The sequence below is a fragment of the Pedobacter sp. W3I1 genome (assembly GCF_030816015.1).
GTDB lineage: Bacteria > Bacteroidota > Bacteroidia > Sphingobacteriales > Sphingobacteriaceae > Pedobacter.
Window position 1 is genome coordinate 5,068,551 of record NZ_JAUSXN010000001.1, and the last position, 23,746, is coordinate 5,092,296.

Annotated in this window: 21 protein-coding genes and 2 tRNA genes; 6 read left to right on the top strand and 17 right to left on the bottom strand. The window is 36.6% G+C overall.

Going from position 1 to position 23,746, the window contains the following annotated elements; genetic code table 11:
* Positions 1 to 74: 74 nt before the first annotated feature.
* The 5 genes from QF042_RS20715 to rpsU form a co-directional block, all read right to left on the bottom strand.
* Positions 75 to 157 (bottom strand) — tRNA-Tyr (locus QF042_RS20715).
* Between the two features lie 39 nt (positions 158 to 196).
* Positions 197 to 269, bottom strand: a tRNA-Thr gene (locus QF042_RS20720).
* A gap of 544 nt (positions 270 to 813) precedes the next feature.
* Positions 814 to 1,161: a ribosome hibernation-promoting factor, HPF/YfiA family gene (hpf, locus tag QF042_RS20725; protein ID WP_025143266.1), complete on the bottom strand. Its 348-nt coding sequence runs from the start codon at positions 1,159 to 1,161 to the stop codon at positions 814 to 816.
* A gap of 14 nt (positions 1,162 to 1,175) precedes the next feature.
* Entirely contained in the window at positions 1,176 to 2,057 is an 882-nt protein-coding gene (locus QF042_RS20730) for a tyrosine-type recombinase/integrase (RefSeq protein WP_307531948.1), read from the bottom strand.
* A 158-nt stretch (positions 2,058 to 2,215) separates the two neighbouring features.
* Entirely contained in the window at positions 2,216 to 2,410 is a 195-nt protein-coding gene (rpsU, locus tag QF042_RS20735; protein WP_025143268.1) for a 30S ribosomal protein S21, read from the bottom strand.
* Positions 2,411 to 2,579: 169 nt separating this feature from the next.
* On the opposite strand from rpsU, the gene QF042_RS20740 reads away from it, so the two are divergent.
* Positions 2,580 to 2,966: a hypothetical protein gene (locus QF042_RS20740; RefSeq protein WP_307531950.1), complete on the top strand. Its 387-nt coding sequence runs from the start codon at positions 2,580 to 2,582 to the stop codon at positions 2,964 to 2,966.
* A 91-nt stretch (positions 2,967 to 3,057) separates the two neighbouring features.
* Here the strand turns inward: QF042_RS20740 and QF042_RS20745 are convergent, their stop codons facing one another.
* The 3 genes from QF042_RS20745 to QF042_RS20755 form a co-directional block, all read right to left on the bottom strand.
* Entirely contained in the window at positions 3,058 to 3,231 is a 174-nt protein-coding gene (locus QF042_RS20745; RefSeq protein ID WP_222431196.1) for a DUF6496 domain-containing protein, read from the bottom strand.
* A gap of 339 nt (positions 3,232 to 3,570) precedes the next feature.
* A complete protein-coding gene (locus tag QF042_RS20750; RefSeq protein WP_307531952.1) occupies positions 3,571 to 4,725 on the bottom strand; it encodes an acyl-CoA dehydrogenase in 1,155 nt (384 codons plus the stop codon).
* 1,282 nt (positions 4,726 to 6,007) lie between these two features.
* Positions 6,008 to 6,907 carry a ComEA family DNA-binding protein gene (locus QF042_RS20755; RefSeq protein WP_307531954.1) on the bottom strand — a complete coding sequence of 300 codons (900 nt, stop codon included), beginning with the start codon at positions 6,905 to 6,907 and terminating at the stop codon, positions 6,008 to 6,010.
* Between the two features lie 95 nt (positions 6,908 to 7,002).
* On the opposite strand from QF042_RS20755, the gene QF042_RS20760 reads away from it, so the two are divergent.
* The 4 genes from QF042_RS20760 to QF042_RS20775 all read left to right on the top strand — a co-directional run bounded on the left by QF042_RS20760 (position 7,003) and on the right by QF042_RS20775 (position 11,648).
* The gene (locus QF042_RS20760) at positions 7,003 to 8,754 is read left to right on the top strand and encodes a lysophospholipid acyltransferase family protein (protein ID WP_307531955.1); all 1,752 of its coding nucleotides are present in this window, start codon (positions 7,003 to 7,005) and stop codon (positions 8,752 to 8,754) included.
* 339 nt (positions 8,755 to 9,093) lie between these two features.
* The gene (locus QF042_RS20765) at positions 9,094 to 9,900 is read left to right on the top strand and encodes a 1-acyl-sn-glycerol-3-phosphate acyltransferase (RefSeq protein WP_307531957.1); all 807 of its coding nucleotides are present in this window, start codon (positions 9,094 to 9,096) and stop codon (positions 9,898 to 9,900) included.
* Positions 9,901 to 10,078: 178 nt separating this feature from the next.
* Positions 10,079 to 11,236: a hypothetical protein gene (locus QF042_RS20770; RefSeq protein WP_307531958.1), complete on the top strand. Its 1,158-nt coding sequence runs from the start codon at positions 10,079 to 10,081 to the stop codon at positions 11,234 to 11,236.
* 136 nt (positions 11,237 to 11,372) lie between these two features.
* Positions 11,373 to 11,648 (top strand): hypothetical protein, encoded by a 276-nt coding sequence (locus QF042_RS20775; RefSeq protein WP_307531961.1) that lies wholly within the window; start codon positions 11,373 to 11,375, stop codon positions 11,646 to 11,648.
* Here the strand turns inward: QF042_RS20775 and QF042_RS20780 are convergent.
* Entirely contained in the window at positions 11,645 to 11,797 is a 153-nt protein-coding gene (locus tag QF042_RS20780) for a hypothetical protein (protein ID WP_307531962.1), read from the bottom strand. The two genes, QF042_RS20775 and QF042_RS20780, sit on opposite strands and share 4 nt — an antisense overlap.
* Before the next feature lie 148 nt (positions 11,798 to 11,945).
* Here QF042_RS20780 and QF042_RS20785 point away from each other — a divergent pair, with 148 nt between their 5' ends.
* A complete protein-coding gene (locus tag QF042_RS20785; RefSeq protein WP_307531964.1) occupies positions 11,946 to 12,251 on the top strand; it encodes a hypothetical protein in 306 nt (101 codons plus the stop codon).
* 139 nt (positions 12,252 to 12,390) lie between these two features.
* Here QF042_RS20785 and QF042_RS20790 read toward each other — a convergent pair whose 3' ends face one another.
* The 8 genes from QF042_RS20790 to pheT form a co-directional block, all read right to left on the bottom strand.
* Positions 12,391 to 13,578, bottom strand: coding sequence for a M57 family metalloprotease (locus QF042_RS20790; protein ID WP_307531966.1), 1,188 nt, complete (start codon positions 13,576 to 13,578; stop codon positions 12,391 to 12,393).
* 307 nt (positions 13,579 to 13,885) lie between these two features.
* On the bottom strand, positions 13,886 to 15,088 hold the full coding sequence (locus QF042_RS20795) for a hypothetical protein (RefSeq protein ID WP_307531968.1): 1,203 nt from the start codon (positions 15,086 to 15,088) through the stop codon (positions 13,886 to 13,888).
* A gap of 115 nt (positions 15,089 to 15,203) precedes the next feature.
* A complete protein-coding gene (locus QF042_RS20800; RefSeq protein WP_307531970.1) occupies positions 15,204 to 18,020 on the bottom strand; it encodes a TonB-dependent receptor in 2,817 nt (938 codons plus the stop codon).
* A gap of 111 nt (positions 18,021 to 18,131) precedes the next feature.
* Positions 18,132 to 18,647 (bottom strand): DUF962 domain-containing protein, encoded by a 516-nt coding sequence (locus QF042_RS20805; protein WP_307531972.1) that lies wholly within the window; start codon positions 18,645 to 18,647, stop codon positions 18,132 to 18,134.
* Between the two features lie 136 nt (positions 18,648 to 18,783).
* Positions 18,784 to 20,355 (bottom strand): ribonuclease Y, encoded by a 1,572-nt coding sequence (gene rny, locus QF042_RS20810; protein ID WP_307531974.1) that lies wholly within the window; start codon positions 20,353 to 20,355, stop codon positions 18,784 to 18,786.
* A 315-nt stretch (positions 20,356 to 20,670) separates the two neighbouring features.
* Positions 20,671 to 20,961: a cell division protein ZapA gene (locus QF042_RS20815; protein WP_086545136.1), complete on the bottom strand. Its 291-nt coding sequence runs from the start codon at positions 20,959 to 20,961 to the stop codon at positions 20,671 to 20,673.
* A 33-nt stretch (positions 20,962 to 20,994) separates the two neighbouring features.
* Entirely contained in the window at positions 20,995 to 21,285 is a 291-nt protein-coding gene (locus tag QF042_RS20820) for a hypothetical protein (protein WP_029277274.1), read from the bottom strand.
* Positions 21,286 to 21,316: 31 nt separating this feature from the next.
* Positions 21,317 to 23,716 (bottom strand): phenylalanine--tRNA ligase subunit beta, encoded by a 2,400-nt coding sequence (gene pheT / locus QF042_RS20825; RefSeq protein ID WP_307531978.1) that lies wholly within the window; start codon positions 23,714 to 23,716, stop codon positions 21,317 to 21,319.
* Between the last annotated feature and the right edge of the window lie 30 nt (positions 23,717 to 23,746).

A 23,746-nucleotide genomic window follows, 5' to 3' on the forward strand; every position in this document is an offset into this window, starting at 1 on the left:
AAACCAGTGATTGATTGAATGAAAGAATGAGAGATATATTCTATCATTAAAACATTTGGTCATTCATTTAATTGTGGGGAGAGAAGGATTCGAACCTTCGAAATCTTGCGATAACAGAGTTACAGTCTGTCCCATTTGGCCGCTCTGGAATCTCCCCATTTTTTATTTCAAAATGCTAACACTTTAAAATAAAAAGAGCCTCCTATCGGAATCGAACCAATGACCTACTGATTACAAGTCAGTTGCTCTACCAGCTGAGCTAAGGAGGCTTTAAATTTTGTGCAATGATACGAAAAATCTTCATTTTTCATACTATTAACGTGTTTTTTTAAAACTTTTATCTTTTTAAAGAACAAGCCTTTTCTTCCTGGCTTAACACCGTTTCCGAAAGGGAATGCAAATATACACACTTATATTTCAGTTCAAAATAAAATCGAAAAAAAATACAGAACTTTTTTAGCCCTTTAACTCAATATAGACCATTTAGAATAATAGGTACTTCATAATCAGTCGCTTTGCCCTGGCATAAAACGTATATTATTTTTAACTTTTATGCGTTTTAAAGTTATGCGAATCGATTTTTAACGTTAACCGTTCTTTTCTTTATTTACTAAACCTCTCCAACGATTAGTTTGTATACCCTTTGTTAATTCAATTCCTTTATATTCCTTCAAAAAATAGCCAATAGAATTATCTCTTCTATCCGAAAAGAGATCATACAGTATCAAAATTCCTCCATCCAGCAAACGTAATTATAAAAAAACGGCAACACAATTATGAATCATGTTGCCGTTTTGTTAAGGATATACTATTTTAGTAGTCAGCGGCTTCGCTTTCGCTTAAAATAGCCTTATGCTCACTTAATTTTGCGCGTGTTTTATCTTTATGTTTCGTAATCTGCTTTCTTAATGATTCAATGGCCAGATCTGTGGCTTCTTCAAATGATTTACATTGTTCTTTAGCGAAGAGGGTACCTCCCGGCACAATGAGTTTTATCTCACTAATTTTATTAGCTTCATCCTCTACGTTCTCTAACTTTAAATACACTTCTCCGCTAATGATCTGGTCGAAAAACTGATCTAGCTTGTTTGCTTTCTTCTGTATAAAATCTAACAACTTACTGTCTGCACTGAAGTGGATTGATTGAACTCCGATTTTCATTTTTCCTCCTTTTTTTACGCCTTTGGATGGGCTTGTTTATAAATTGTTTTTAATCTTTCGATCGAATTGTGCGTGTAAACCTGGGTTGCCGCTAAACTCGCGTGACCCAAAAGTTCTTTAATTGCATTTAGATCTGCTCCTGCATTTAGCAGGCTTGTTGCATAACTGTGCCGGAGCACGTGGGGACTTTTCTTCTCATTGGTTGAAATGTGGTTTAGGTATGAGGTAACAATACGGTATATTAATTTTGGATATGCCGCTGCACCTGTATTGGTAACGATTAAGGTAAGCAAATTGTTATTAAAGTTTTGCAACTTTTTTAGTTCAATGTAGGTATTGATCTGATTAATAAGCTGTTTATTTACAGGGATGATTCGCTCCTTATTTCTTTTACCCAGCACCTTTATCGTCCCTGAATAAATATCAATATCAGTATCTTTTAACTGAAGCAGCTCGGTTAAACGCATTCCGGTACCAAAAAGCAGCTCGATTACCAGATGATCGCGAACGGAGGGAAAGCCCTCGTTAAAATACTGCTCCGAATCTAATAGCTGATCCATCTTTTGCGAATCAACAAACACAGGAAGTCTTTTCGGTATTTTTGGTGCTTTAATTAAGACAGTAGGATTTTGATCAATCTTTCCTGTTCTGTGTAAAAATTTATAAAAGCTCCGTAAAGTCGAAATTTTTCTATTGATGGTATGTTCCGATATTTTGTTCTCCATCAGATCGACCATATAGTCCCTTAGATGCACATGTTTTACTTCTAAAAAGTTCAGATCGTATGTAATAATGTACGCTTCAAACTGATCTAAATCTGTTTGATAAGAGGTAATGGTGTGCTGAGAATAGCGCTTCTCGTGAGTTAAATAGGCTATAAAACTTTTTAGCAACATTCAATATCTTTTTGCGGGGCATTGATATGAAGTTACAAATAGTTTTGATATAAAGAAATCATTAATTAATTGTTTATTGTAAAGTTTTTGATTTCTTTTTAAAACAAAAAAGTCCCGATCAAACGACCAGGACTTTAATGTATTTATATCGTAAACAACTAAGAAGTTGTATCTAGATTCATATTCTGAATGTAAACAGCATGTTTAATTTCAGTACGGCGGGCAACGGATTTTTTCTCGTATGCCTGACGACTACGTAGTTCTCTCAATACACCAGTTTTTTCAAACTTTTTCTTGAAACGTTTAAGGGCTTTATCTAATGATTCGCCGTCTTTAATGTTGATAATGATCATAACGCTGAAATACCTCCTCTCGTGGTTTTTAAATTTTTCCCGTATTATCGGGGCTGCAAATGTAAGCAAAATATTGAAAATGAGAAAGATTTTACAAAAAAGAAATTTATTTAAATCATTGATTAAACTAAACTGTTGTTTACCTACATTTATCTATACATTATATCATATGACAACAGGAAAAAAAATTGGCTCAATTATCGCAGTTATAGTCGTTATTTTACTGATAGCAATTTGCTATTACCGGTATTTCTTTGTTTTTGGCGAAGGCGTTAAAGCAGGCGAATTAAATTATGTAGTGAAGAAAGGTTATATCTTTAAAACTTACGAAGGTAAATTGATTCAAAGCGGGGTACGATCCAAACAAGCCGGCACCTTACAAAACAATGAATTCGAATTCTCTATTGCAAATAAAGAAATTGCCGATAAAATGATGGCCAATAGCGGAAAGTTCTACGAGCTACATTACAAAGAATATAAAAACACCTTACCCTGGCGCGGATTTAGTGTTTATGTAGTAGATAGCATTTTAACCACGAAAGATATACCACAGTAAGGGAAGGGTTTAGGGTTTAGGGTTTAGGGTTTAGGGAAAACTATTATTTTGACGATTAGTTTTAAACCTTACACCATACACCTTTTACCTCCTAACCTTTCTTAGGTACCTTCGCTCCTGCTTTCCTCGCTTCCGATAAACCGATAGCAATTGCCTGCTTTTTGGAAGTCACTTTTTTACCTGATCCGCTTTTAAGCTTACCCTCTTTCATTTCGTGCATGGTTTTTTCTACTTTCTCACCAGCTTTTTCTGAATACTTTGCCATATTTTTAGTTCATTAATCAATCGTTAGTTAGTATGGTTAATCGGTTAATTGTTTAAATCGGTTAACTGACGCCAAACGCCAAACTCCCCACCCCAAACTCAACTGGTCATTGGTCATTGGTCATTGGTCATTGGTCATTGGTCATTGGTCATTGGTCATTGGTCATTAAAAAACATTGGTTTCAGCTGCTTGGTTTTAAAAATTTAAACAAAAAAATCCGGAAGTAGTTAAGCCATCCGGATTACTCATAATATATTTGGTTTTTAGTAAGGTTAAAGGTGTAGGGCAAAAGGTGTAGGGTGATCGACATTTGCCTTAAACCCTAAACCTTTTACCTTCCTACCTCTGCAATATTTCTCTGGCAATTACAATTTTCTGTATTTCTGATGTTCCCTCGCCTATTGTACATAATTTACTATCACGATAGAATTTCTCCACCGGAAAATCTTTAGTATAACCATAACCACCAAATATCTGAACGGCATCTGTGGCTACCCTTACCGAAACCTCTGAGGCAAAATATTTCGCCATAGCCGATTCTTTTGTCATAGGCAAATGTCTGTTCTTTAAATCTGCAGCCTGACGGATCAATAATTCAGCTGCTTCAATTTCGGTAGCCATATCGGCAAGCTTAAAACTAATGGCCTGAAAGCTGGCAATCGGCTGTCCAAATTGCTGCCGCTGTTTTGAATAGGCTACTGCGGCATCAAAAGCGCCTTTTGCAATTCCTAAGGCCAATGCGGCAATAGAAATTCTTCCGCCATCTAAAACCTTCATGGCTTGTTTAAAGCCTTCGCCAACATTGCCCAATAAATTGGCTTTGGGTACGCGGCAATTATCAAAAATCATTTCTGTAGTTTCTGATGCCCGCATTCCTAATTTATTTTCTTTTTTGCCTGCGGTAAAACCAGGTGTACCACGCTCTACTACAATGGCCGAAATCCCTTTCGAGCTCCCCTGCTCCCCCGTTCTTACCATAACAACTGCAATATCGCCGCTTTTGCCGTGGGTAATCCAATTTTTTGCACCGTTTATAATGTAATCGTCGCCATCTTCAACAGCAGTGGTCATCATTCTTAAGGCATCAGAACCTGTATTGGCCTCGGTTAATCCCCAGGCACCAATCCACTCGGCCGTTGCCAGCTTTGGCAGCCACCTTTGTTTCTGTTCTTCATTAGCAAATGCCAGAATATGGCCGGTACATAAAGAGTTGTGTGCGGCTAATGATAAACCGATTGAACCACAAACCCGGGCCACTTCTACAATTACATCAACATACTCCTGATAGCCCAATCCAGATCCTCCATATTCTTCCGGAACTAAAACACCCATTAAACCTAATTCGCCGAGCTGTTTAAACAATTCTACAGGAAAATGCTGTACCTCATCCCATTCCATTATATGTGGACGAATGTTTTTCTCTGCAAAATCGCGGACCATGGCCTTTACACTCTGCTGAGTTTCTGTTTCTGAAAAATCGAAGCTTACGCTCATTAAATTTATATTTTATTGTTAGTTGAGGCAATTATAAACAATTATTTGATAGTTAGTTACCATTAAATATTTGTGCAATTACAGAATGAAATGGTATTCGGTTCAATTAGTTTATCGGTTAATTTTAAACCTTGAAATTAACCGATAAAGTTTTTCCTATTTTTCTTACAACTTTAGCCGAATAATTTTAGATAATGGCGTTTAGGCAACACATCATTTTAATTTGTTCTCCTTTTTTTTGAAATCAGGTACAGAAGCATTTGGGGTTATTCAGCCCTGCTCTCCACTTTACTCCGTTACACTTCGTGTTCGTTCCGATCAGGTTTAGGTGGCAGGGCAGGCAATATGATTTGGGGTAATAAGCATTGCCCTCTATGATTAAACCTGATTGGAACGGGCACGAATCCCGATTTAAGCACTTGTTTTTACTTTTATGGTGTGCTTGCTTGTTTCACAGGTTTTCATCGGGAGCGTAAAGTATAAAGCAGGGCTTTCGGAACCGATGAGCACGCCATTGCTTTCCAAATCAAATTGAAGATGGATTCTTTTTAAACCTTGCAAGCAATTAACTTCCATAACTAACCTGGAATAGGAAATACATAATTTTTAACTTGGTTATCTTTTTTTTGGAAATCAGGTACAGAAGCGTTTCGGGTTATTCAGTCCTGCTCTCCACTTTACTCCGTTACACTTCGTGTTCGTTCCGATCAGGTTTAGTTAGCAAGGCAGGTAATATGATTTGGGGTTAATAAGCATTGCCCTCTATGATTAAACCTGATTGGAACGAGCACGAATGCCGAATTAAGCACTTGTTTTTAACTTTTTATGGTGTGCTTGCTTGTTTCACAGGTTTCATCGGCAGAGTAAAGTGTAAAGCAGGACTTTCAGAACCGATGAGCACGACCATTGCTTTCCAAATCAAATTGAAGATGGATTCTTTTTAAACCTTGCAAGCAATTAACTTCTGGAATAGGAATATATGATTTCAAGCTTGGTTATCCTTTTTTTTGGAAATCAGGTACAGAAGCGTTTGGCGATATTTAGCCCTGCTCTCCACTTTACTCCGTTACACTTCGTGTTCGTTCCGATCAGGTTTAGGTGGCACGGCCGGCAATATGATTTGCGGTTAATAAGCATTGCCCTCTATGATTAAACCTGATTGGAACGAGCACGAATGCCGATCCTTCATCGGCAGCGTAAAGTGTAAAGCAGGACTTTCGGAACCGATGAGCACGACCATTGCTTTCCAATCAAATTGAAAATGGCTCTTTTAAACCTACTTCTAAAAAGAAATGTAAGGGGTAATTTTATCTATAACCTGCTGGTTGAGGAGCACAATCTTCTTCAGATCAGATACGCCGGAATAATTGCCATGCTGCTTACGGTATTGAATAATGGCATTGATCTGCTTGTAAGAAAGATATGGATTACGCTTTAAATCGTTAAAAGTTGCTGTATTTACATTTATTGTTTTTAACGGGGTATTACTGATTTCAATCTGATCTTTAATTTCGGCATACTTATTAGAATCTAAGCCATAAACTTCGAGCAGCTGCTCTTTCTTGTAAAAACCGCCTAAACGTTCACGGTATTTAATAATTCTAAGTGCAAAAGTTCCGCCAATGCCTTTTATCTCATCCAATTGTGTCGAGTCTGCCTTATTAATATCAACGATGACCGAAGTTTTTTTAGCATATTCCTTTTTTTCGAAAGGTGCATATTTTCCTGAAGCATTGAGGGGCTGATCGGGGATGTGAGCATAAGGCAGTATCTTCTTGTACATTTCAGGAGAAATGGTATACATTTTCTGAAGATCTTCGGGCTTATAAAACTTGCCACCCTTCGCGGTATAATTTATAATCGATTGTGCCTGTTTTGCCGATAAGCCTAAAGTTTGCCAACCTTGTGCATCTAAAGTGTTGGGATTGAATTTAAAAAGCTTAATTGGTTTTTTAGGGATTGAACCTTCAATCCGATCGCGAATAGTATTGGCATATGCCTGATCTGTTATGCTTATCTTCTGAATTTGTGCTAAAAGATTCGGATCATCATTTGAAACCGGCTGATAATAGCCATATATAATAGGTGTAGCCTTAATTACAATTATAATAAAGACCAGAAACAGCAATCCATTAAATTCACTTTTGCTAACACCAAAATTTTTGTTGAGCCAAATTCTCATTGATGCGATATGACATGTGTATTATAAATATAAATCTTATTTTTGGAATTGCAAAACAGAACAGGTTTTGCCTATCAACAATCTAAGAATTTTATATGAAGATCATAACTACATCTGAGTTTGCGAAAGCAACAAAGATAGATAAGCTAGGTGTACCAGGTTTAGCAGGTTTGATGATGGAGATCATGAAACTGAACGAAATCAACGACGTATTCGCTCAAAATCAACACTTTAAAGGCTTAGAATTTGTAGACAAGATATTAGAAACCATTGGCGTTTCTATAGAATTTGATGATGATGATTTAAATAGTATTCCGAAGACAGGCCCTTTTATTGCCATTGCAAATCACCCTTATGGTGGTGTAGAGGGTTTGGCTTTAGTTAAACTATTGTGTACGGTTAGGCCAGATGCCAAGGTGATGGTAAATTTCATTTTGAAAAAAATACCGAACCTTGATGAATTTTTTGTTGCAGTAAATCCTTTCGAAAATGTGCAGCATACATCAAGCATCAGCGGATTAAAAACGACTTTTGATCTGCTTAGAAACGGGGTTCCGATCGGTATTTTCCCTGCAGGAGAGGTTTCTACCTTTAAATTGGATGCCCAGCAGGTAACCGACAGGATGTGGCATCCTGTTGTTGGAAAACTGATTGCTAAAGCAAAAGTGCCCGTTGTACCTATTTACTTTCATGGCAATAACGGCGTTTTCTTTAACATTTTAAGCTTCATACACCCTACCCTGCGTACAGCAAAACTGCCTTCGGAGTTTTTAAATAAACATGGGCGCACCATTAAGGTACGGGTTGGTAAACCAATAGCCGTATCTGAAATCTCACATATGAACAGCAGCAATAAACTGATGGACTTTTTAAGGGCCCGTACGTATGCGCTTGGTGTTGGTTTAGATACAGAGAAAAAACTCTTTAACCCATTAAACTTATTTAAAATTAAAAAGAAGCCTGCTGAGGTAATTGAAGAAACTTCGAGGCTTTTAATTAAAAATGAGGTAACGCTTCTGGAAGATTTCAAGGTTTGGACAGAGAAAAATTACGAAGTATACATTGTTCCGACTTTAAAAATCCCGAATATTTTAAGAGAAATTGGCCGTTTGCGTGAAATTACTTTCCGTGAGGTGGGTGAAGGAACCAACAAAAAAATCGATCTCGACAATTACGACATCTACTATAACCATTTATTTATATGGGATAAGGATTTAGAAAATATTGTAGGTGCTTACCGGATTGGTAAAGGAGATGAAATTTTAGAAAGCATGGGCCGCCGTGGTTTCTACCTATCAGAGTTGTTCAAAATGAAAGATCAGTTCTACCCAATGTTGAGGCAAGGAATCGAGTTGGGCAGATCGTGGATCAGAAAAGAATACCAGGGCAAACCACTTCCCTTATTTTTACTATGGAAAGGCATTTTAAAGTATCTGATCGATAATCCACAGTTTCGTTATATGTTCGGACCAGTGAGTATCAGCAATAACTTTTCTAAATTTAGCAAGGCCTTAATTGTAGATTATATTACCAAAAACCATTTTGATTATGAAATGGCTAAATATGTTAAACCAAGAAACAAATTCAAGGCTGACCTTTTACCAATTTCTACCGATACCTTGGTTGATAGCAGCGAGTCTTTTAAAGATTTAGATAGTATAATCGGAGATATAGAAAACTCGCACATCAAAATCCCCGTATTGTTAAGGCAGTATATGAACCTGAATGCGAAGATTATCTCTTTCAATATCGACCCTAAATTTTCTGATTGTTTAGATGGCTTCTTAGTGGTTGATACGCATAATATTCCACCAGAAATGCTCGAAAAGCTCGGCAAAAATCTATAATTGAATTTAATAAAAAAACCCAGACATCCATCTGGGTTTTTTATTATCAACTAACCTAAACTTTATAAATACTAACCAAATATTTATGCCACAAAAGTAGGCTTGCCGTGTTAAATTGGTGTTAATGAAATATTATTTATAGAATTTTCTTCCTTACAATTTCTTAATCGATTAATATGCTGTTGTTCATATTATTCCATTATCTTTAGGTACTCTGTATGAGCTATGATAAACATTCTTCTTCTTGAGAACCGAATGTTTCCCTCCCTTATATTTAGCTCAAATAAAAAATCATTTATCAAGTTGGCTTTCTGATGGAACCAATTTTGAACTAAAATTATGACAGTTATTTCTAAAGAGAATTTTTCAAAGGCAACAGGCATTTGTAATATTCCGATCCCTGGTCTTGCTTCCTTTTTAATGAGGTTCCTGAAGATTAACGACTTCAATGGAATTATCAGAGACGCCAATACGTTAGAAGGAGAAAAATTTGCCAATCACATTCTGGATGTTTTAGGCGTTACGATTCAGATCAGTGATGAAGATTTGGCCAACATCCCAAAAGAGGGCGCATTTATTGCGATTGCAAACCATCCTTATGGCGCGATAGAATCATTAGCATTATTAAGTACACTAGCCAATCACCGACCTGATACCATGTTTATGGGAAATTTTCTGCTAAAAAAAATTCCAAATCTTGAGAAATGTATTATCGCGGTAAATCCATTCGAAAAAGTTCAGGATTCATCAAGTATTAGCGGATTAAAAACAACTTTAAAACTTTTAAAAGATGGCAGTCCTGTTGCTATTTTTCCGGCCGGCGAAGTTTCTTCCTATAAATTCAGAAAAAATCAGATTACAGACCGCGAATGGCATCCCGTGGTTGGTAAAATCATATCCAAAGCCAATGTGCCTATATTACCCATATATTTTCATGGTAATAATGGCATCTTTTTTAGCCTGTTAAAATTCATACACCCTTCGTTACAAACTGCAAAACTTATTTCAGAGTTATTCAACAAAAATGGCCACCAGTTAAAAATCAGTATTGGCAAAGCCATCCACTTGAAAGAAATTGATTGTAAAGACTGCAATACCTCGCTTTTAAAACACTTAAGAAAGGGGCTTTACGCTTTAAAAAAATAGCCTGATCGACTTTCATTAAAACCCAATGTTAATTTCTCATTAAGAACCCCTCCCCTTGTTCACATAAAGAAATTGTTGCTTTTATGTTAATAATAGGTAAATTTAATGTAACCAAATATGAGGCGGTTTGAAAAGAGGGATTTATATATATATTTTGAGGACCATTTTGTTCGTTTGCATGATGATGAATACCATCGTCTCGAAGGGACAGATTTATTCTTTCGATTTTTATGACGGAACTTTTAATTTTAATATCGATTCTTCAGTCGTTTTTCCAATACCAAGAACAGCAACTGCATCGGCCGTTTCAAACTTTTACAGCCGCATCTCTTCCGGCCAATATGCGCCGCTTATCTCCTCTTTAGAAAAATATCAGAAAAAATATAATTTAAACGACTGGATTTATTATCAACTGATCCGTAAAACAGCTGAACAGATTAGCCCAAAAGCGGATAATTATTTTGCTTATACTTTATATAAATGGTTTTTACTGAGTAAATGCGGCTACGATGCAAGGTTAGCTGTAGGCAATGATCAGGTTATATTTTATGTAAGAAATGAAGAAGATATCAGCGATATTCCGTTTTTTATGATTGACGATAAAAAGTTTATGTGCTTAAATTACCACGATTACGGCAAACTTTTTAAACAGGCTGATGCTTACAAGCCCGTTAAAATTTTAATTCCAGAGGCTAAAAATCCTTTCTCTTACAAGGTAACCAGAATGCCCGATTTTAAACCGGAAAGCTATCAGGAAAAGGATATCGAATTTAGCTACCGTCAAAAAATCCATCATTTTAAATTGAAAGTGAATGAAGATGTACAAACCATTTTCAAAAATTATCCGGTAGTAGATTTTGAGAGTTATTTTAATATTCCTTTGAGCAGGGAAACATACAGTTCTCTTATTCCCACCTTAAAAGAAAACCTAAAACACATGGATCAGAAAAAGGGTGTTGATTATCTCATGAGATTTACGCGTTATGGTTTTTTATACGAAGATGACGGTGAAAATTTTGGCAAGGAAAAACGTTTTTCGCCTGAACAAACCTTATTAAGTACCTACAGCGATTGCGATGACCGGGCCGCATTATTTTTCTATTTGGTAAAGGAAATATATAACCTGCCGATGATTGCTCTGCTATACCCTAAACATTTAACTATTGCCGTTCAGTTTGATAAACCAATTGGTGAACCGGTTACTTATAAAGGCAAAAAGTATTCATATTGCGAGCCTACACCCCAGGCTCAGAATCTAAAAATCGGACAACTTTCTTCAAATTTCAAGAATAGTAAATACGAAGTGGTTTATGCATACGAGCCTGTTAAGAAGTAGGCACTTCGTATTAAATAAAAGAACATTCATTAAATTAATGTTAAAAAATCATTATGTTATCAACAACAGGTTGATTCATGAGCTATTTAAGGTAATTTAGATTTTCTCATATTGAATTAAATCTAAAACCTTGTCTATGTCTGCTGTTATCTATACCGTTTTAAAAGAATTTTTTGTGGAGGTTAACGGTCACGCTATAAAGGCTAGAATTATGTCGCCCATTAATGATGGCCAAGTTTTCGTTTTCAAAATTAGTTCATTTTACAAAAGCAAAACTGATTCTGATGCCTATGAACCGGCATCAACCTTTACTTCTTACGCAAATGCGGAACGGCATTTACTTCAATACCTGGAAGGTTTTCAAAACACATTAGATCTGGGTGGCGACATTGCGTCTGGAAATAGTTTTTAGCTGTTTTCTTTATCATCTTTCTCAGGCGGAAGTTCTGACTGGATTACCTCTTCTTCAAATTCTTTTTTATCCTTTAGGTTTCTTTTGATGAGATAGCCGATTAAAATGATGACCAGAACCGCAACTCCGATTAATATTGGATCGTTCATATTCGTTTGATTAAATGCTAACCTATGTGATTTAAGCTAATTTATGGGAAATATTTCACATGTTAAGCGTACAACCGTTAGTTAACATAATGATAATATTAATTTAACTTTCCGATTTTCTATCTTTGGGAAAATCCAGATTAGTTAGATGAAAAAGAATAAATCCAAGTCGAAAAATCATTCGACAAGCAAAAAGTTACGTAAAGAATTAGAATCAAAATTAGCCCTTGCATTTAACGAATTGGTTATCCAATACGGCAAAGCCAAAAAAACCGATAAAGTAATCGAAAAATTTGCAAAGCAATTAACTAAAAAAGTTACTTTCCATACTCAGGATGATTCTATAACGCCATATATTAAAGAAGAAAAAGTTGCAGCTGCAACTCCGAAAGCAAAAACAGCTAAACCTATTGTAGAAAAGAAAGCAGTAAAAAAAGAGCCAATAGCGGAGTAAATTAAAATTCAATTAAGCGAATAGGGTAATAGATCGCTTTTTAGCGCATAACCAGTTTTAAAGAAAAAAGCAGGACAATTTTCTAATGGAAATTACCCTGCTTTTTTTTTGCAATAGATCTATTTTGATCAGCTGGTACTTAATTAAAAATGACGGTTTGTCTTGCCCACTCTCCAACGCATTCTAAACCAACCAAACGGCACTCTAAATAATAAGTTCCAGGTGTATTGTGCGCCCATTCCTGTTGTGACGAATTACTAAAACTGCTTACCGGCAATACAACATTTAAACTTTGATCTAACATTCTCCATTCATAGTAACCACCATTGTACATGGCGCCGGCTGTACTAATCACCGTTGCACCTGCTGAATTGGAAGATGGCCCATTAATCACATTTTTAAAGGTACTTACAAATGACGTGGTTACTGGCGGGTATAAATATTGAGCGGCTATTACATCATATGATGAAAAATCGGTCCAGGTTCTTGAAGTACCAAGTCTGCCAGAGTTCATCACTGAATTTGGATCTGCCGACGCAGCGCCTGTTGAAGGCGTGCCAGGTGTAGCATTAACGCCTACATACCTACCATAAGCGTCGTAGTTACCTTCTCCTTTGTAATCTGTATGACGCAAGCCCAAACAGTGACCAATTTCGTGTACCAGCATAAATACATCCTGCGCATGGCTTCTTGGTATGCCATTGTCAGCACCCGTGCTGGTAACATTATTGGTAACAGGATTTACCCAAATATTAGCTCCGGGCTGTCCTGCATCGGTTGGAAAATCTGCTTGTCCAAATGCACCTGTTCCCATATTTACTTTTCTAATGGTAATATTAGGGCTAACAGAACTTGTGTAAGGTGGATAAAATTGATTATAAGAATGGATTAAATTAATGCGGCAATTACTTACCGCATTCCAGGCAGTTATTGCTTCCCTAATTGCATAGAACCATCTGGTATCGAAATCTTCCTGGGTGATAATAACATTTGTGAGGTTTCCCTGAATTAACTGATTGGTATTCCCCTGTGCTATTTTACCACCAACATTTGTTGCTTTTTCAATATTTTTTACTGTGGATAGTGATTTCTTCGAAATCAAGATATCACCTTCCACCACGTAGTAATCGCCAGATTCCTTAATGCCATCTATTTGAAAGCCCATTTCTTTGATTTTTGCAAGTATAGCAGATTCAACTTCTGCTTTGCTCTCCGTCGCGATAACAGAGGGTTCAGATTTTTTACACGAATAGATGCTTAAGGTTAGCAGCAGAACTGCCAGGCCCATTATCCTTGAGAATGAGCTTAAAATAGATGTTTTTTTCATATTATTCTTTTTATACAAGATAACGCTCTCATTATTAAGCAATAAACAACAAATCATTAAGTTTAATTGTAGAATAACTACAAATTAAAAATAATTAAGAAGTAATCTTTATCATACATACCATACGGAGAATAAATCATTTTAATACGAGATCAGGAATGCTATATTAGATTGACGATAGAGGTGTGAGCATTCGCCATTGCTTCGTACCTCAACAATAACGGTTTTACTATGAAACATAAAAAGGTATCCATTATCACAATGAATACCTTTTCTTAACATCCTGTTGGTACAGGAAGTGTAATGCTTATAAATTAGCTAATAAATCTACACCATCAACAGTAGCCCATTTGCCTTTTGTTAAAGAAGCACCTGTTGCAGTGGTTGAAATGGTCCAATTGGCACCAAAGCTTGCTGCGTTTACTGTAAAAGTTGTTGCACCTGCGATAAACAATGTAGGGGTATTAGTTACTTTAACATTAGTTAACTTAATTTTTCCGGTTGTTACCTGATGGTCATAAGTAACTAAATCTTTGATTTGAACTGCCCCACCGACAAGTGCTGTTGGTGTTGTTTGGCTATTATATCCATCAATTACGATATTGCTATAATCGCCATTACCTTCTGCTTTAAACTGGAAAGCATCTAACTGGATTTCGCTTTGTGCTTCTGTTGTTGTACCAGCAGCTCTTTTTAAAGTAATGTTGGTTACTTTAGGCCAAAATGCATTGTTAACACTTTTTGCTTCTACTTCCATACCGTAGTTACCCACACCAGTTTGATAAGCAAACCAGTTGGTATTATCCTGGCCTCTCCAGCCATCTTGCCAATCGAAAGCGTCATCAGCATTACCATAAGAGATTAAGTTTTTAGCACTTACAGTACCACCATAAAATTCGAAACCATCATCATTTCCTTTATAAGAAACCAGGTTTTCTAATACTGTTCCACTACCCACTGAGTAGAAAGAGAAACCGTTTTGCTCTTTTGAGTTGGTAGTAATTACGCGACCTGCATATTCTACCCTTACATATTTTAATGAACCACCATTGTGGGCAGTGTTAGATCCACCATATGGCAATAATAAACCATCCTCGGAGTTTGAAGTTTGTACCCCTGGTGCTGCTGAGTTTACAATCGGCGCATCACCATACATGATTATACCATTCCAAGAGCCACCAACTTTTGATTTTTCGGTTAATACAATCGGGTTATCTGCAGTACCGTTGGCAATTAGCTTACCACCATTTAATACTACTAAACCATCATCACCATCAGTTTTATCAGCGGTAAAAGTAGAACCGGCCTCGATAGTTAAAGTAACACCTGATTGAATTTTAACAATACCTTTTAACGTATAATTACCAAAAGCCAATGTCCTGTTAGCTGTAATATCGCCTGTGATTTCGCCTACTACCGGAACTTTTGTAGGGATTTCATCATCTTCGTCTTTTGAACAGCCCGTAAAAATTGTAGCTGACACAGCAATTGCATAAAGTAATTTTTTCATTTTTAATATTTTTTAATTTTCCTTTGATGTGTAAATTTAGTTTTCCTATGTTTTGAATACATTAACCCAGGTTTAACATTACGTAAACCGAAGGTTAAGAAATCGCAATATTAAATTAGAATGTGTAGCCAAGGCCTAACGACACGCCAACACCTCTTTTATAATCTTTAACAGTAAGGCTGTTCTCATATATTTTCACTAAGCTCTTTTCGCCCAAATCAACTTTATAAGTTGGGTTTAAGATATTCTCTACGCCAAACTTTAAATCCCACTTGCTCGAAATCTTGTTGCTCCAGATCAGATCCAATTTTCCAAATGGTTTCTCGTAGTAGTTATCTAAGCCATTGGTACCTACCGCATAAATACGTTCGCCATAAATATTATAGGCTAATGTGATGGTGCTTTTCCAGTTTTTACCAAAATTACTTTCGTGTTTGATATCGGCATTGATTAACCATGGTGAAGCGCCCTGCAACTTGCGGGTATTCTCGTTACCAATTGCGGCAGTTTCAGCACTATTTTTTACCTTATCAATAGTAGTTTGGGTATACATCAACGAGGTATTGAAACCAACTGAGAAATTAGAAAGCGATTCGCTGAACCTTGAGAGTTGCAATAAAAATTCTAATTCAGCACCATATAAAACTGCTTTTTTAGAGTTATCATAGGTAATGGCTAAACCACCGCTACCCGCTGTTGGTGTAAACAAACGCTCAATAGGATTTTTTAAATATTTGGCAAAGCCGGTTATGGCAAACATTTCGGTATTAGAAGGGAAAAATTCATATTTCACATCTAAATTGTAATTCTGGCTATTAATCACGTTCGGATTACCATTTTCGATAGTCGCATCCGGGTTTACGAATTCTAATGGGAAAGCTTCCATAATAACCGGTTTGGTCAAGGTTTTTGAAAGTGATAGCCTTAAGTTGGTTTTCTCGCTAACCGAATATTTAAAGTTTAAAGCTGGTAAAACATCTGTTTTGTTTTTTGTGACCCTTAAAAAAGGATCATCATAAGTTCCCTGGTTTCTGAATCTTGTAACCCGTTGCGATTGCTCTACCCTTAACCCACCATTGATGTTAATTTTATCGCCTATAACCAGCGATAAATCGGCATAACCAGCGTTAACACTTTCTTGCATGCGGGCAAGGTAGGTTGCACCTGTACCTTCGTTATAAGTAAAGCCACCATTGGCAATCTGGTCGGCCAACGTAGCATCAGGCTGATTAGTATTAAAAGTAGCACTATTAGAGGCGAGGTTTTGCGAAACTAAAAACCTGAAATTAGATTCTATTTTATTGAAAGAGCCATTGTAACCTACAGTAAATTTATTGGCTTTTTCTTTATCGCCGTTTCCAAACTTCAAGTTGTATTCCAGTAAACCAGATCCGAAGAAATCGCCGTTAAAATCCATATACTGTCTTGAAATACTGTTGCCAGTATAACTAATTGATGTGGTATTCGCATCTAGCTGTACTCCTTTAAACGATTTTCTATCAGGAAGCTCATAACCTGTTTTTGAATAAGAAGCTCCTGCCCTTATGCTATGTCTGTCGTCTTCCGTTATTTTATAATTCGCGAACACCTGACCGGTAAAGAAATCGGTTTTTTGCAACTGGTTTAAACGGATAAATGAGTTAGTAACTGTAGCCTGGCTATTGGTATAACCCAGTTGATCCTGAATCATGGTTTCTGTTCCTTTTAAATAAAAGGCATTTAAATTAAGGTTTAACCTGTTGGTACCATAATTAATTGCACCTAATACCGATGAATTGGTAGAAAACCTATATTTAGTGGTATATAAGTTGTTGTCGTAAATACCTTGTGCGGTATTAAAGAAACGATCTACTCCCTCTCTGATTTGAAAATTATTATCTGTATTTACAGAAACCAGATACTGGAAATAGCGGTTGTTTTCAAATCTGATTTTTCGTGTATGTAGTATACCAATATTTGTATTCAAAGGCGCATTTCCCTCTTCAACATCGAAACCCGATCCGAATTGCGAATTGGCTTCGTTTCCAGTCATGGTATAAGATGATGGTTTCTTCCCAAAAACCTTAGGTAGTTTACGGTCACTTCCTGCAAAGCCGAAGTAATCACCGATTGAAGTCTCACCCTCAGGTCTTAAGAATTTCTTAAAGCTACTGTTTGAAAGAAAGCTGGTACCGATATTAATTTTGGTTACTGCTTTTTCGCCCTTAGCGGTTACAATGTTAAAAGTTCCACCAGCAAAATCGCCATATAAGCCTGAGTTAAAAGTTTTGTAAGTTTCTAAAACACTTACAATATCTGTTGGAAAAAGATCTAAGGGGATAATTTTTTTAAACGGATTGTTAGAAGGTACTGCTAAACCGTTTATTAATAAGTTATTATACCTGTCTTCTAAACCTCTTACAAATAAACCTCTACCGTCTACTTTAGTAATACCGGTAATTTTTGTCAATCCTTCTTCAACATCACTTACACCTTTTCTAGATAGTTCCTGGATTCCGATACCTTGTTTAATTTCTATTGCATTTTTTTGAAGCGATAAAAGTGCTGTTTCAGTTTCTCTACTGGACTGACCTTTTACCTGTACATCAGCTAATTTTTGAGAATTTGATTCATCAAGCGCCAGGTTTAAGGTAGTTGTACCTCCACCATTTACTTCAACAGATGGCACTTCCTTTGTAGCATAACCTACATACGATGCTTCGATAATAAATTTACCATCTTGCAATGCAGCAATAGTATATTTACCATCAGCACCTGTAGAAGTACCTTTAGTTGTACCTTTAATTTTAACCGTTACTCCAATTAAGGTCTCACCCGTTTTTTTATCGGTAACTGTTCCAGAAATTTTTCCTGTTTGTGCATACGCAAGTATGCTGATCGTTAAAGCGAACACAGTAAGTGCCGCTCTTTTAAAAGAGTTTAGTAAATCCAATTTGCCTTTATTTGATAAGGGCAAAAGTATTACCGCAGTGTTAACTACAAGTTAGGTGTTAATTAATATTACTTTACCTTAAGGTTAACTAAACGTTAAGCACTTTTCGAATCAGTAACGAATACCCACTTTCTTACAAATGAAGTGCAATAACCAGATCGGACCTATTAACAGGAACTTAACATCATCCAGAAATGAGGGTTTTTTGCCTTCAATTTTATGACCAATGAACTGACCAATCCAGGCAGCTACAAATATTACTGCATAAATAGCATAAGCCGTTCCGCTGCCTAAACCCACCGCCTGCTCAATTTTTACAATAATGTAACTCATTAGACCAACCACCCATATCATCAAAAAAAACAATACTGGCGAAAGTGTAAAGTAATAATATAAGCTAAAGGCCAATAGAAATGATGCCCAGTTAAAGAAACCGTTATAGCTGCCCAAAAAACCAATATGTGGAAAAGGGATCTGCCAGATCAAACCCAATAAACTGAATACAATTAATGGAACACAGATCCAGTGCACCAGCTTGTTTGTTGGATTTTGATGACTTTCGGCATACTTATCAAAAAGTACATCTACTGGTCGTTTGGGTTCGATTGTGATGGTTTGCTTGCTCATTATGTAAAAATAAAAAAAAGCGATGGAATATCCATCGCTTAATATTTTGTTTATTAAACCATTCGTCATGCTGAATTTATTTCAGCATCTTTTCTATTACTAAGATCCTGAAACAAGTTCAGGATGACGATTTAATCTATTTCGCAAATGCTACAGAGCGGGTTTCTCTAATTACGGTAACTTTAATCTGTCCGGGATAAGTCATTTCAGTTTGAATACGGGTCGAAATATCGGCAGCCAAAAGTTCTGCCTGCGCATCAGTAATGCGTTCGCTTTCTACAATTACGCGTAATTCTCTACCAGCCTGAATGGCAAACGTTTTTTCAACGCCTGGGTAAGATAAGGCCAGTTCTTCTAAATCTTTAAGGCGTTTAATATAACTTTCTACCACCTCTCGCCTTGCACCTGGACGGGCGCCAGAAATCGCATCACAAGCCTGAATAATTGGAGAGATCATCGAAGTCATCTCAATTTCATCGTGGTGGGCTCCAATAGCATTACAAATTTCAGGATGCTCTTTATATTTTTCGGCCAATTGCATCCCTAAAATTGCGTGTGGCAATTCAGGATTATCATCAGGCACTTTACCTATATCATGTAATAAACCTGCACGTTTAGCCATTTTAGCATTTAAGCCTAGTTCTGCAGCCATGGTAGCACAGAAATTAGCTACCTCACGCGAGTGATGTAACAGGTTTTGTCCGTAAGATGAACGGTAGCGCATACGGCCAACCATACGGATTAACTCAGGGTGTAAACCATGAATACCTAAATCGATTACGGTACGCTCACCAATTTCTACAATCTCATCTTCGATCTGTTTTTTGGTTTTCGCTACAATTTCTTCAATACGAGCCGGGTGGATACGACCATCTGTTACCAAACGATGTAAAGCCAAACGGGCTATTTCTCTTCTTACCGGATCGAAACCTGATAAAATAATGGCCTCTGGTGTATCATCCACAATAATCTCGATACCGGTTGCGGCTTCTAAAGCACGGATATTTCTACCCTCTCTGCCAATAACGCGACCTTTAATCTCATCACTTTCTATATGAAAAATAGACACAGAATTTTCGATAGCCGCTTCGGTAGCTGTACGCTGAATGGTTTGGATCACCACCTTTTTAGCCTCTTTACTTGCCGTCAGTTTAGCTTCATCAACAATATCCTTAATCTGGATCATTGCCTGTGTACGCGCAACTTCTTTTAAGTTTTCTACCAACTGGTTTTTAGCCTCTTCGGCTGATAAACCTGCAATGGTTTCCAATTGCGTTAAGTGTTGGTTTTTCAGCACCTCAACCTCTTCTTGCTTTTTAATCGCAATTTCGGTCTGCTTTTCTAAAACACTTTTTTGCTTATCGAGTTCTTGTTCTTTTTTATTAAAATTTTCCATGCGCTGGTTTACCGATTGCTCCTTTTGCTTCATGGTATTTTCGCGTTGGTTAATGTTGTTGTTCTTCGCAGTCACTTCTTGTTCGTGCTCAGCTTTCATTTGCAAAAACTTCTCTTTTGCTTCTAAAAGTTTATTCTTTTTTAAAATTTCTGCATTGTTTTCTGCATCTTTTAAAATCTTCTTCACTTTGTTCTGTGCAGCAACTTCCTGCTGTTTAAGCAAGTTACGCAGGAGGAATCTTCCTACCACTACTCCGATAGCTATACCCGCTATTACGGCAAATACGTATCCTAATATTTCAACTATTTCCATTTTGTTTTTTAAGTAAAAAAAAACCGCAACTAATTTTTAAAGTCTCATACATTTTAAACCTCAACTAAGCATAATTAGGGTTTAAGCCATTTTCAGGTGCCATAGCAGATGAAATACGCCCTCTTAACCCTATAGATATTGAAGTGTTAAGTTTTATAAAATTTGAAACTCAAAAACTAGCTGCGGCTATATTTTTGTGCTAATATATTTAAAGCCTTTGTCATCCTGACCCAATAATTACTGATTTATTTCAGGATCTTATTAAACAGGCTCTGAAACAAGTTCAGAGTGACGCAAGCTTTGAAAGAACGAACCTTATTTTGAAAAGAAATTACTCAGTAAAACATCCAATTCTTCAACTTTATCGGCAACAGCAGTATCCTGGCTTTGTACTTTGTTTTCTGTTCTTAATACCGCTGTTGCATAGTGCAACACAGCCATAGAAAGAAGATCCTGCTTATCTCTAACCGCATAATTATCCTGATAATCTTTTATGCGTTCGTTGATCATTTTTGCTGCCCGTCTCACAATTTCTTCCTCTTCCATATTCACCTTTAGCGGATAAATACGGTCGGAAATGGTTATTTTAATCGAGATTTCTCCCATTTGTTTAGCTTAGTTTCTGATTTCTTTGCATCATTATTTTTTTAATAATGCAATACTCTTATCAATCTCCCGCACAAAATCGTTAATTTTTTGTTTAATATCAAGCGATTTTTCACTTGTTCCCTCTATACTTTTAGCCAATTTTGTAACCCTTAATTTTTCATCAAGTTCTACATTTTTGCCCTTCGCCGTATCGAGTGCTACTTTTAACGATTGATTTTCAAGCTTTAATAAATCATTTTCTTCCTGTAGGGCATTACATAACTCCAATACCTGAGCCGTTTTTTGTAATACTTTATCTAATTGATCTGCAACAGAAGTCATGAATTTATTTCTAAAAATACGAATTTATATTTTATTTCCTAATTTCTGCACCAGCTTGTGCGGTTAAATTCGCGATTAGTTTCTGCATTGTATTTTCGATCTGTTTATCGGTTAAGGTTTGTTCCTCATCCTGCAAAATGAAATTCAAAGCGTACGATTTTTTCCCTTCTGGTAATTTATCGCCAACGTATACATCGAATACACCAACCTCCTTGATCAGCTTTTTATCGGTTTTAAAAGCAATACCTTTCAAGGTATCGAAAGTTACAGCCTGATCGATCAATAAAGATAAATCTCTGCGCACTTGGGGATACTTCGAAACCTCCTTGTTCACGATTTTATTTTTTCTTACAATATCTAACAAGGCAGCCCAATCAAAATCGGCATAAAAAACGCCTGCATTTACATCGGCCACTTTACGGTCGGCTTTTGATACGGCACCGAAACTGACCAGGGTTTTATCCCCACGGAAATATTTAATTCCGTAAGCAAAGTTTTCATCATTTAAAGCATCAGATTGATAACTTGTAATGCCTAAACGCAACATAATCGCATCAACCGCCGATTTTAAATTATAGAAAGTAACCGGTTTAGCATTGTGGTTCCATTGTTCGCTCTGTTTAGCCCCAGCAACTAATAATAACAACCTTGAGCGTTCTACATACTGCTCATTGATCAAATGATAGGTTTTACCGAATTCGTAAAATTTAACATCAGCATTTTTACGATTTTGGTTGTAGGCTACGCTTTCTAAAGCCGGCATCAATAAATTTTGACGCATTACATTTAAATCACTGCTTAACGGATTTAAAATAAATACGGCTTCGTCTAAATTTTTCGAATAAGCCGATTTAGTTAACGAGTTGCACATAATTTCTGCATAACCATTCGAGGTAAGCATATCTGCAATTACGTTATGCGTATTTTCTTTTTCAGGCTTGATGCTATAAGAAAGCGATGCATTTACCTTAGATGGGATTTCGATATTGTTATAACCATAAATACGCAATACTTCTTCTGTAATGTCGCATTCGCGGGTCACATCAACTTTAAACGATGGTACTCTTAAAGCTAAAGTATCATCAGCCGTATTGGTTGCAGAAATCCCCAAAGCTGTAATAATATGTTTAATTTCTGCTGATGGAATATTTGCACCAATTAATTTATTGATGTTAGTATAACTTACTTCAAACTCGAACGGTTTGATATGGCTTGGATAAATGTCAGAAACTGATGAAGAAATTTCTCCTCCAGCCAGCTCTTTAATCAATAAAGCCGCGTATTTTAAAGCCGTAACCGTAATCTCCGGATCGGTACCACGCTCATAACGGAAAGATGCATCCGTTTTTAATCCGTGTCTTTTTGAAGTTTTACGAACAGAAACTGAATTGAAATAAGCACTTTCTAAGAAAATATTTTTAGTATTGGCATCCACTCCAGAAGATTTTCCACCAAAAACGCCTGCAATACACATTGGTGCATCGGCATTGCAGATCATTAAGTCATCTGCACTCAACTTACGTTCTACATCATCAAGCGTTACAAATGGTGTTCCTTCGGCAACTTTTTTTACGATTACTTTTCCACCGGTAATTTTATCGGCATCGAAAGCATGCAAAGGTTGTCCTAAGCCATGAAGCACATAATTGGTAATATCAACTACATTATTGATCGGACGTAAACCAATTACCTTTAATTTATCTTTTAACCACTCTGGCGATTCTTTTACGGTAACACCAGAAAGCGTAAGGCTGCTGTAACGTGGGCAAGCTGTTAAATCTTCTACTTCTACCGGAATAACCAGGTTTTCATTATCTGTTTTAAAAGCTGAAAGATCAGGCATTTCATACTCGCTTCTGAAATAAGCGGCCAAATCTCTCGCCACACCTAAATGTGAAGCTGCATCAGCACGGTTTGGTGTTAACCCGATTTCAAAAACAAAATCATCATCCATTTTGAAATGATCTTTTGCCCGAATCCCAATTTCGGTATCTTCGGCAAGGATCATAATCCCATCATGAGATTTACCTAAACCAATTTCATCTTCGGCACAGATCATGCCCTGAGAAAGTTCTCCCCTTATTTTTGATTCTTTTATTTTAAAAGGCTCACCCTCTAAAGGATATACCGTTGTGCCCACTGTAGCCACTACCACTTTTTGACCAGCGCCTACATTTGGAGCACCACAAACAATCTGAAGGTTTTCTTTACCGCCAACATTTACCGTAGTAATGCGTAAACGATCGGCATTGGGATGCTGTACACAAGTTAATACTTCGCCAATAACTAATCCCTCTAAACCGCCTACAACAGGCTGCACTTTTTCTACACTTTCTACTTCCAAACCAACATTGGTAAGGATTAACGAAAGTTCCTGAGGTGTTTTATCAATCTGTACAAATTGTTTTAACCAGTTATATGATATTTTCATTTTGGAGTATCAAGTTTGAGCATCAGGTAT

Excerpts from the sequence above, each read along its gene's own strand:
- rpsU (WP_025143268.1), bottom strand. The coding sequence starts at position 2,410 with ATGATCATTATCAACATTAAAGACGGCGAATCATTAGATAAAGCCCTT.
- QF042_RS20780 (WP_307531962.1), bottom strand. The coding sequence starts at position 11,797 with ATGAACGATCCAATATTAATCGGAGTTGCGGTTCTGGTCATCATTTTA.
- pheT (WP_307531978.1), bottom strand. The coding sequence starts at position 23,716 with ATGAAAATATCATATAACTGGTTAAAACAATTTGTACAGATTGATAAA.
- QF042_RS20795 (WP_307531968.1), bottom strand. The coding sequence starts at position 15,088 with ATGAAAAAATTACTTTATGCAATTGCTGTGTCAGCTACAATTTTTACG.
- QF042_RS20820 (WP_029277274.1), bottom strand. The coding sequence starts at position 21,285 with ATGACTTCTGTTGCAGATCAATTAGATAAAGTATTACAAAAAACGGCT.
- QF042_RS20755 (WP_307531954.1), bottom strand. The coding sequence starts at position 6,907 with ATGAGAATTTGGCTCAACAAAAATTTTGGTGTTAGCAAAAGTGAATTT.
- QF042_RS20740 (WP_307531950.1), top strand. The coding sequence starts at position 2,580 with ATGACAACAGGAAAAAAAATTGGCTCAATTATCGCAGTTATAGTCGTT.
- QF042_RS20785 (WP_307531964.1), top strand. The coding sequence starts at position 11,946 with ATGAAAAAGAATAAATCCAAGTCGAAAAATCATTCGACAAGCAAAAAG.
- QF042_RS20770 (WP_307531958.1), top strand. The coding sequence starts at position 10,079 with ATGATGATGAATACCATCGTCTCGAAGGGACAGATTTATTCTTTCGAT.
- QF042_RS20765 (WP_307531957.1), top strand. The coding sequence starts at position 9,094 with ATGACAGTTATTTCTAAAGAGAATTTTTCAAAGGCAACAGGCATTTGT.
- QF042_RS20805 (WP_307531972.1), bottom strand. The coding sequence starts at position 18,647 with ATGAGCAAGCAAACCATCACAATCGAACCCAAACGACCAGTAGATGTA.
- QF042_RS20760 (WP_307531955.1), top strand. The coding sequence starts at position 7,003 with ATGAAGATCATAACTACATCTGAGTTTGCGAAAGCAACAAAGATAGAT.
- QF042_RS20775 (WP_307531961.1), top strand. The coding sequence starts at position 11,373 with ATGTCTGCTGTTATCTATACCGTTTTAAAAGAATTTTTTGTGGAGGTT.
- rny (WP_307531974.1), bottom strand. The coding sequence starts at position 20,355 with ATGGAAATAGTTGAAATATTAGGATACGTATTTGCCGTAATAGCGGGT.
- QF042_RS20790 (WP_307531966.1), bottom strand. The coding sequence starts at position 13,578 with ATGAAAAAAACATCTATTTTAAGCTCATTCTCAAGGATAATGGGCCTG.
- QF042_RS20750 (WP_307531952.1), bottom strand. The coding sequence starts at position 4,725 with ATGAGCGTAAGCTTCGATTTTTCAGAAACAGAAACTCAGCAGAGTGTA.
- QF042_RS20745 (WP_222431196.1), bottom strand. The coding sequence starts at position 3,231 with ATGGCAAAGTATTCAGAAAAAGCTGGTGAGAAAGTAGAAAAAACCATG.
- QF042_RS20815 (WP_086545136.1), bottom strand. The coding sequence starts at position 20,961 with ATGGGAGAAATCTCGATTAAAATAACCATTTCCGACCGTATTTATCCG.
- QF042_RS20730 (WP_307531948.1), bottom strand. The coding sequence starts at position 2,057 with ATGTTGCTAAAAAGTTTTATAGCCTATTTAACTCACGAGAAGCGCTAT.
- hpf (WP_025143266.1), bottom strand. The coding sequence starts at position 1,161 with ATGAAAATCGGAGTTCAATCAATCCACTTCAGTGCAGACAGTAAGTTG.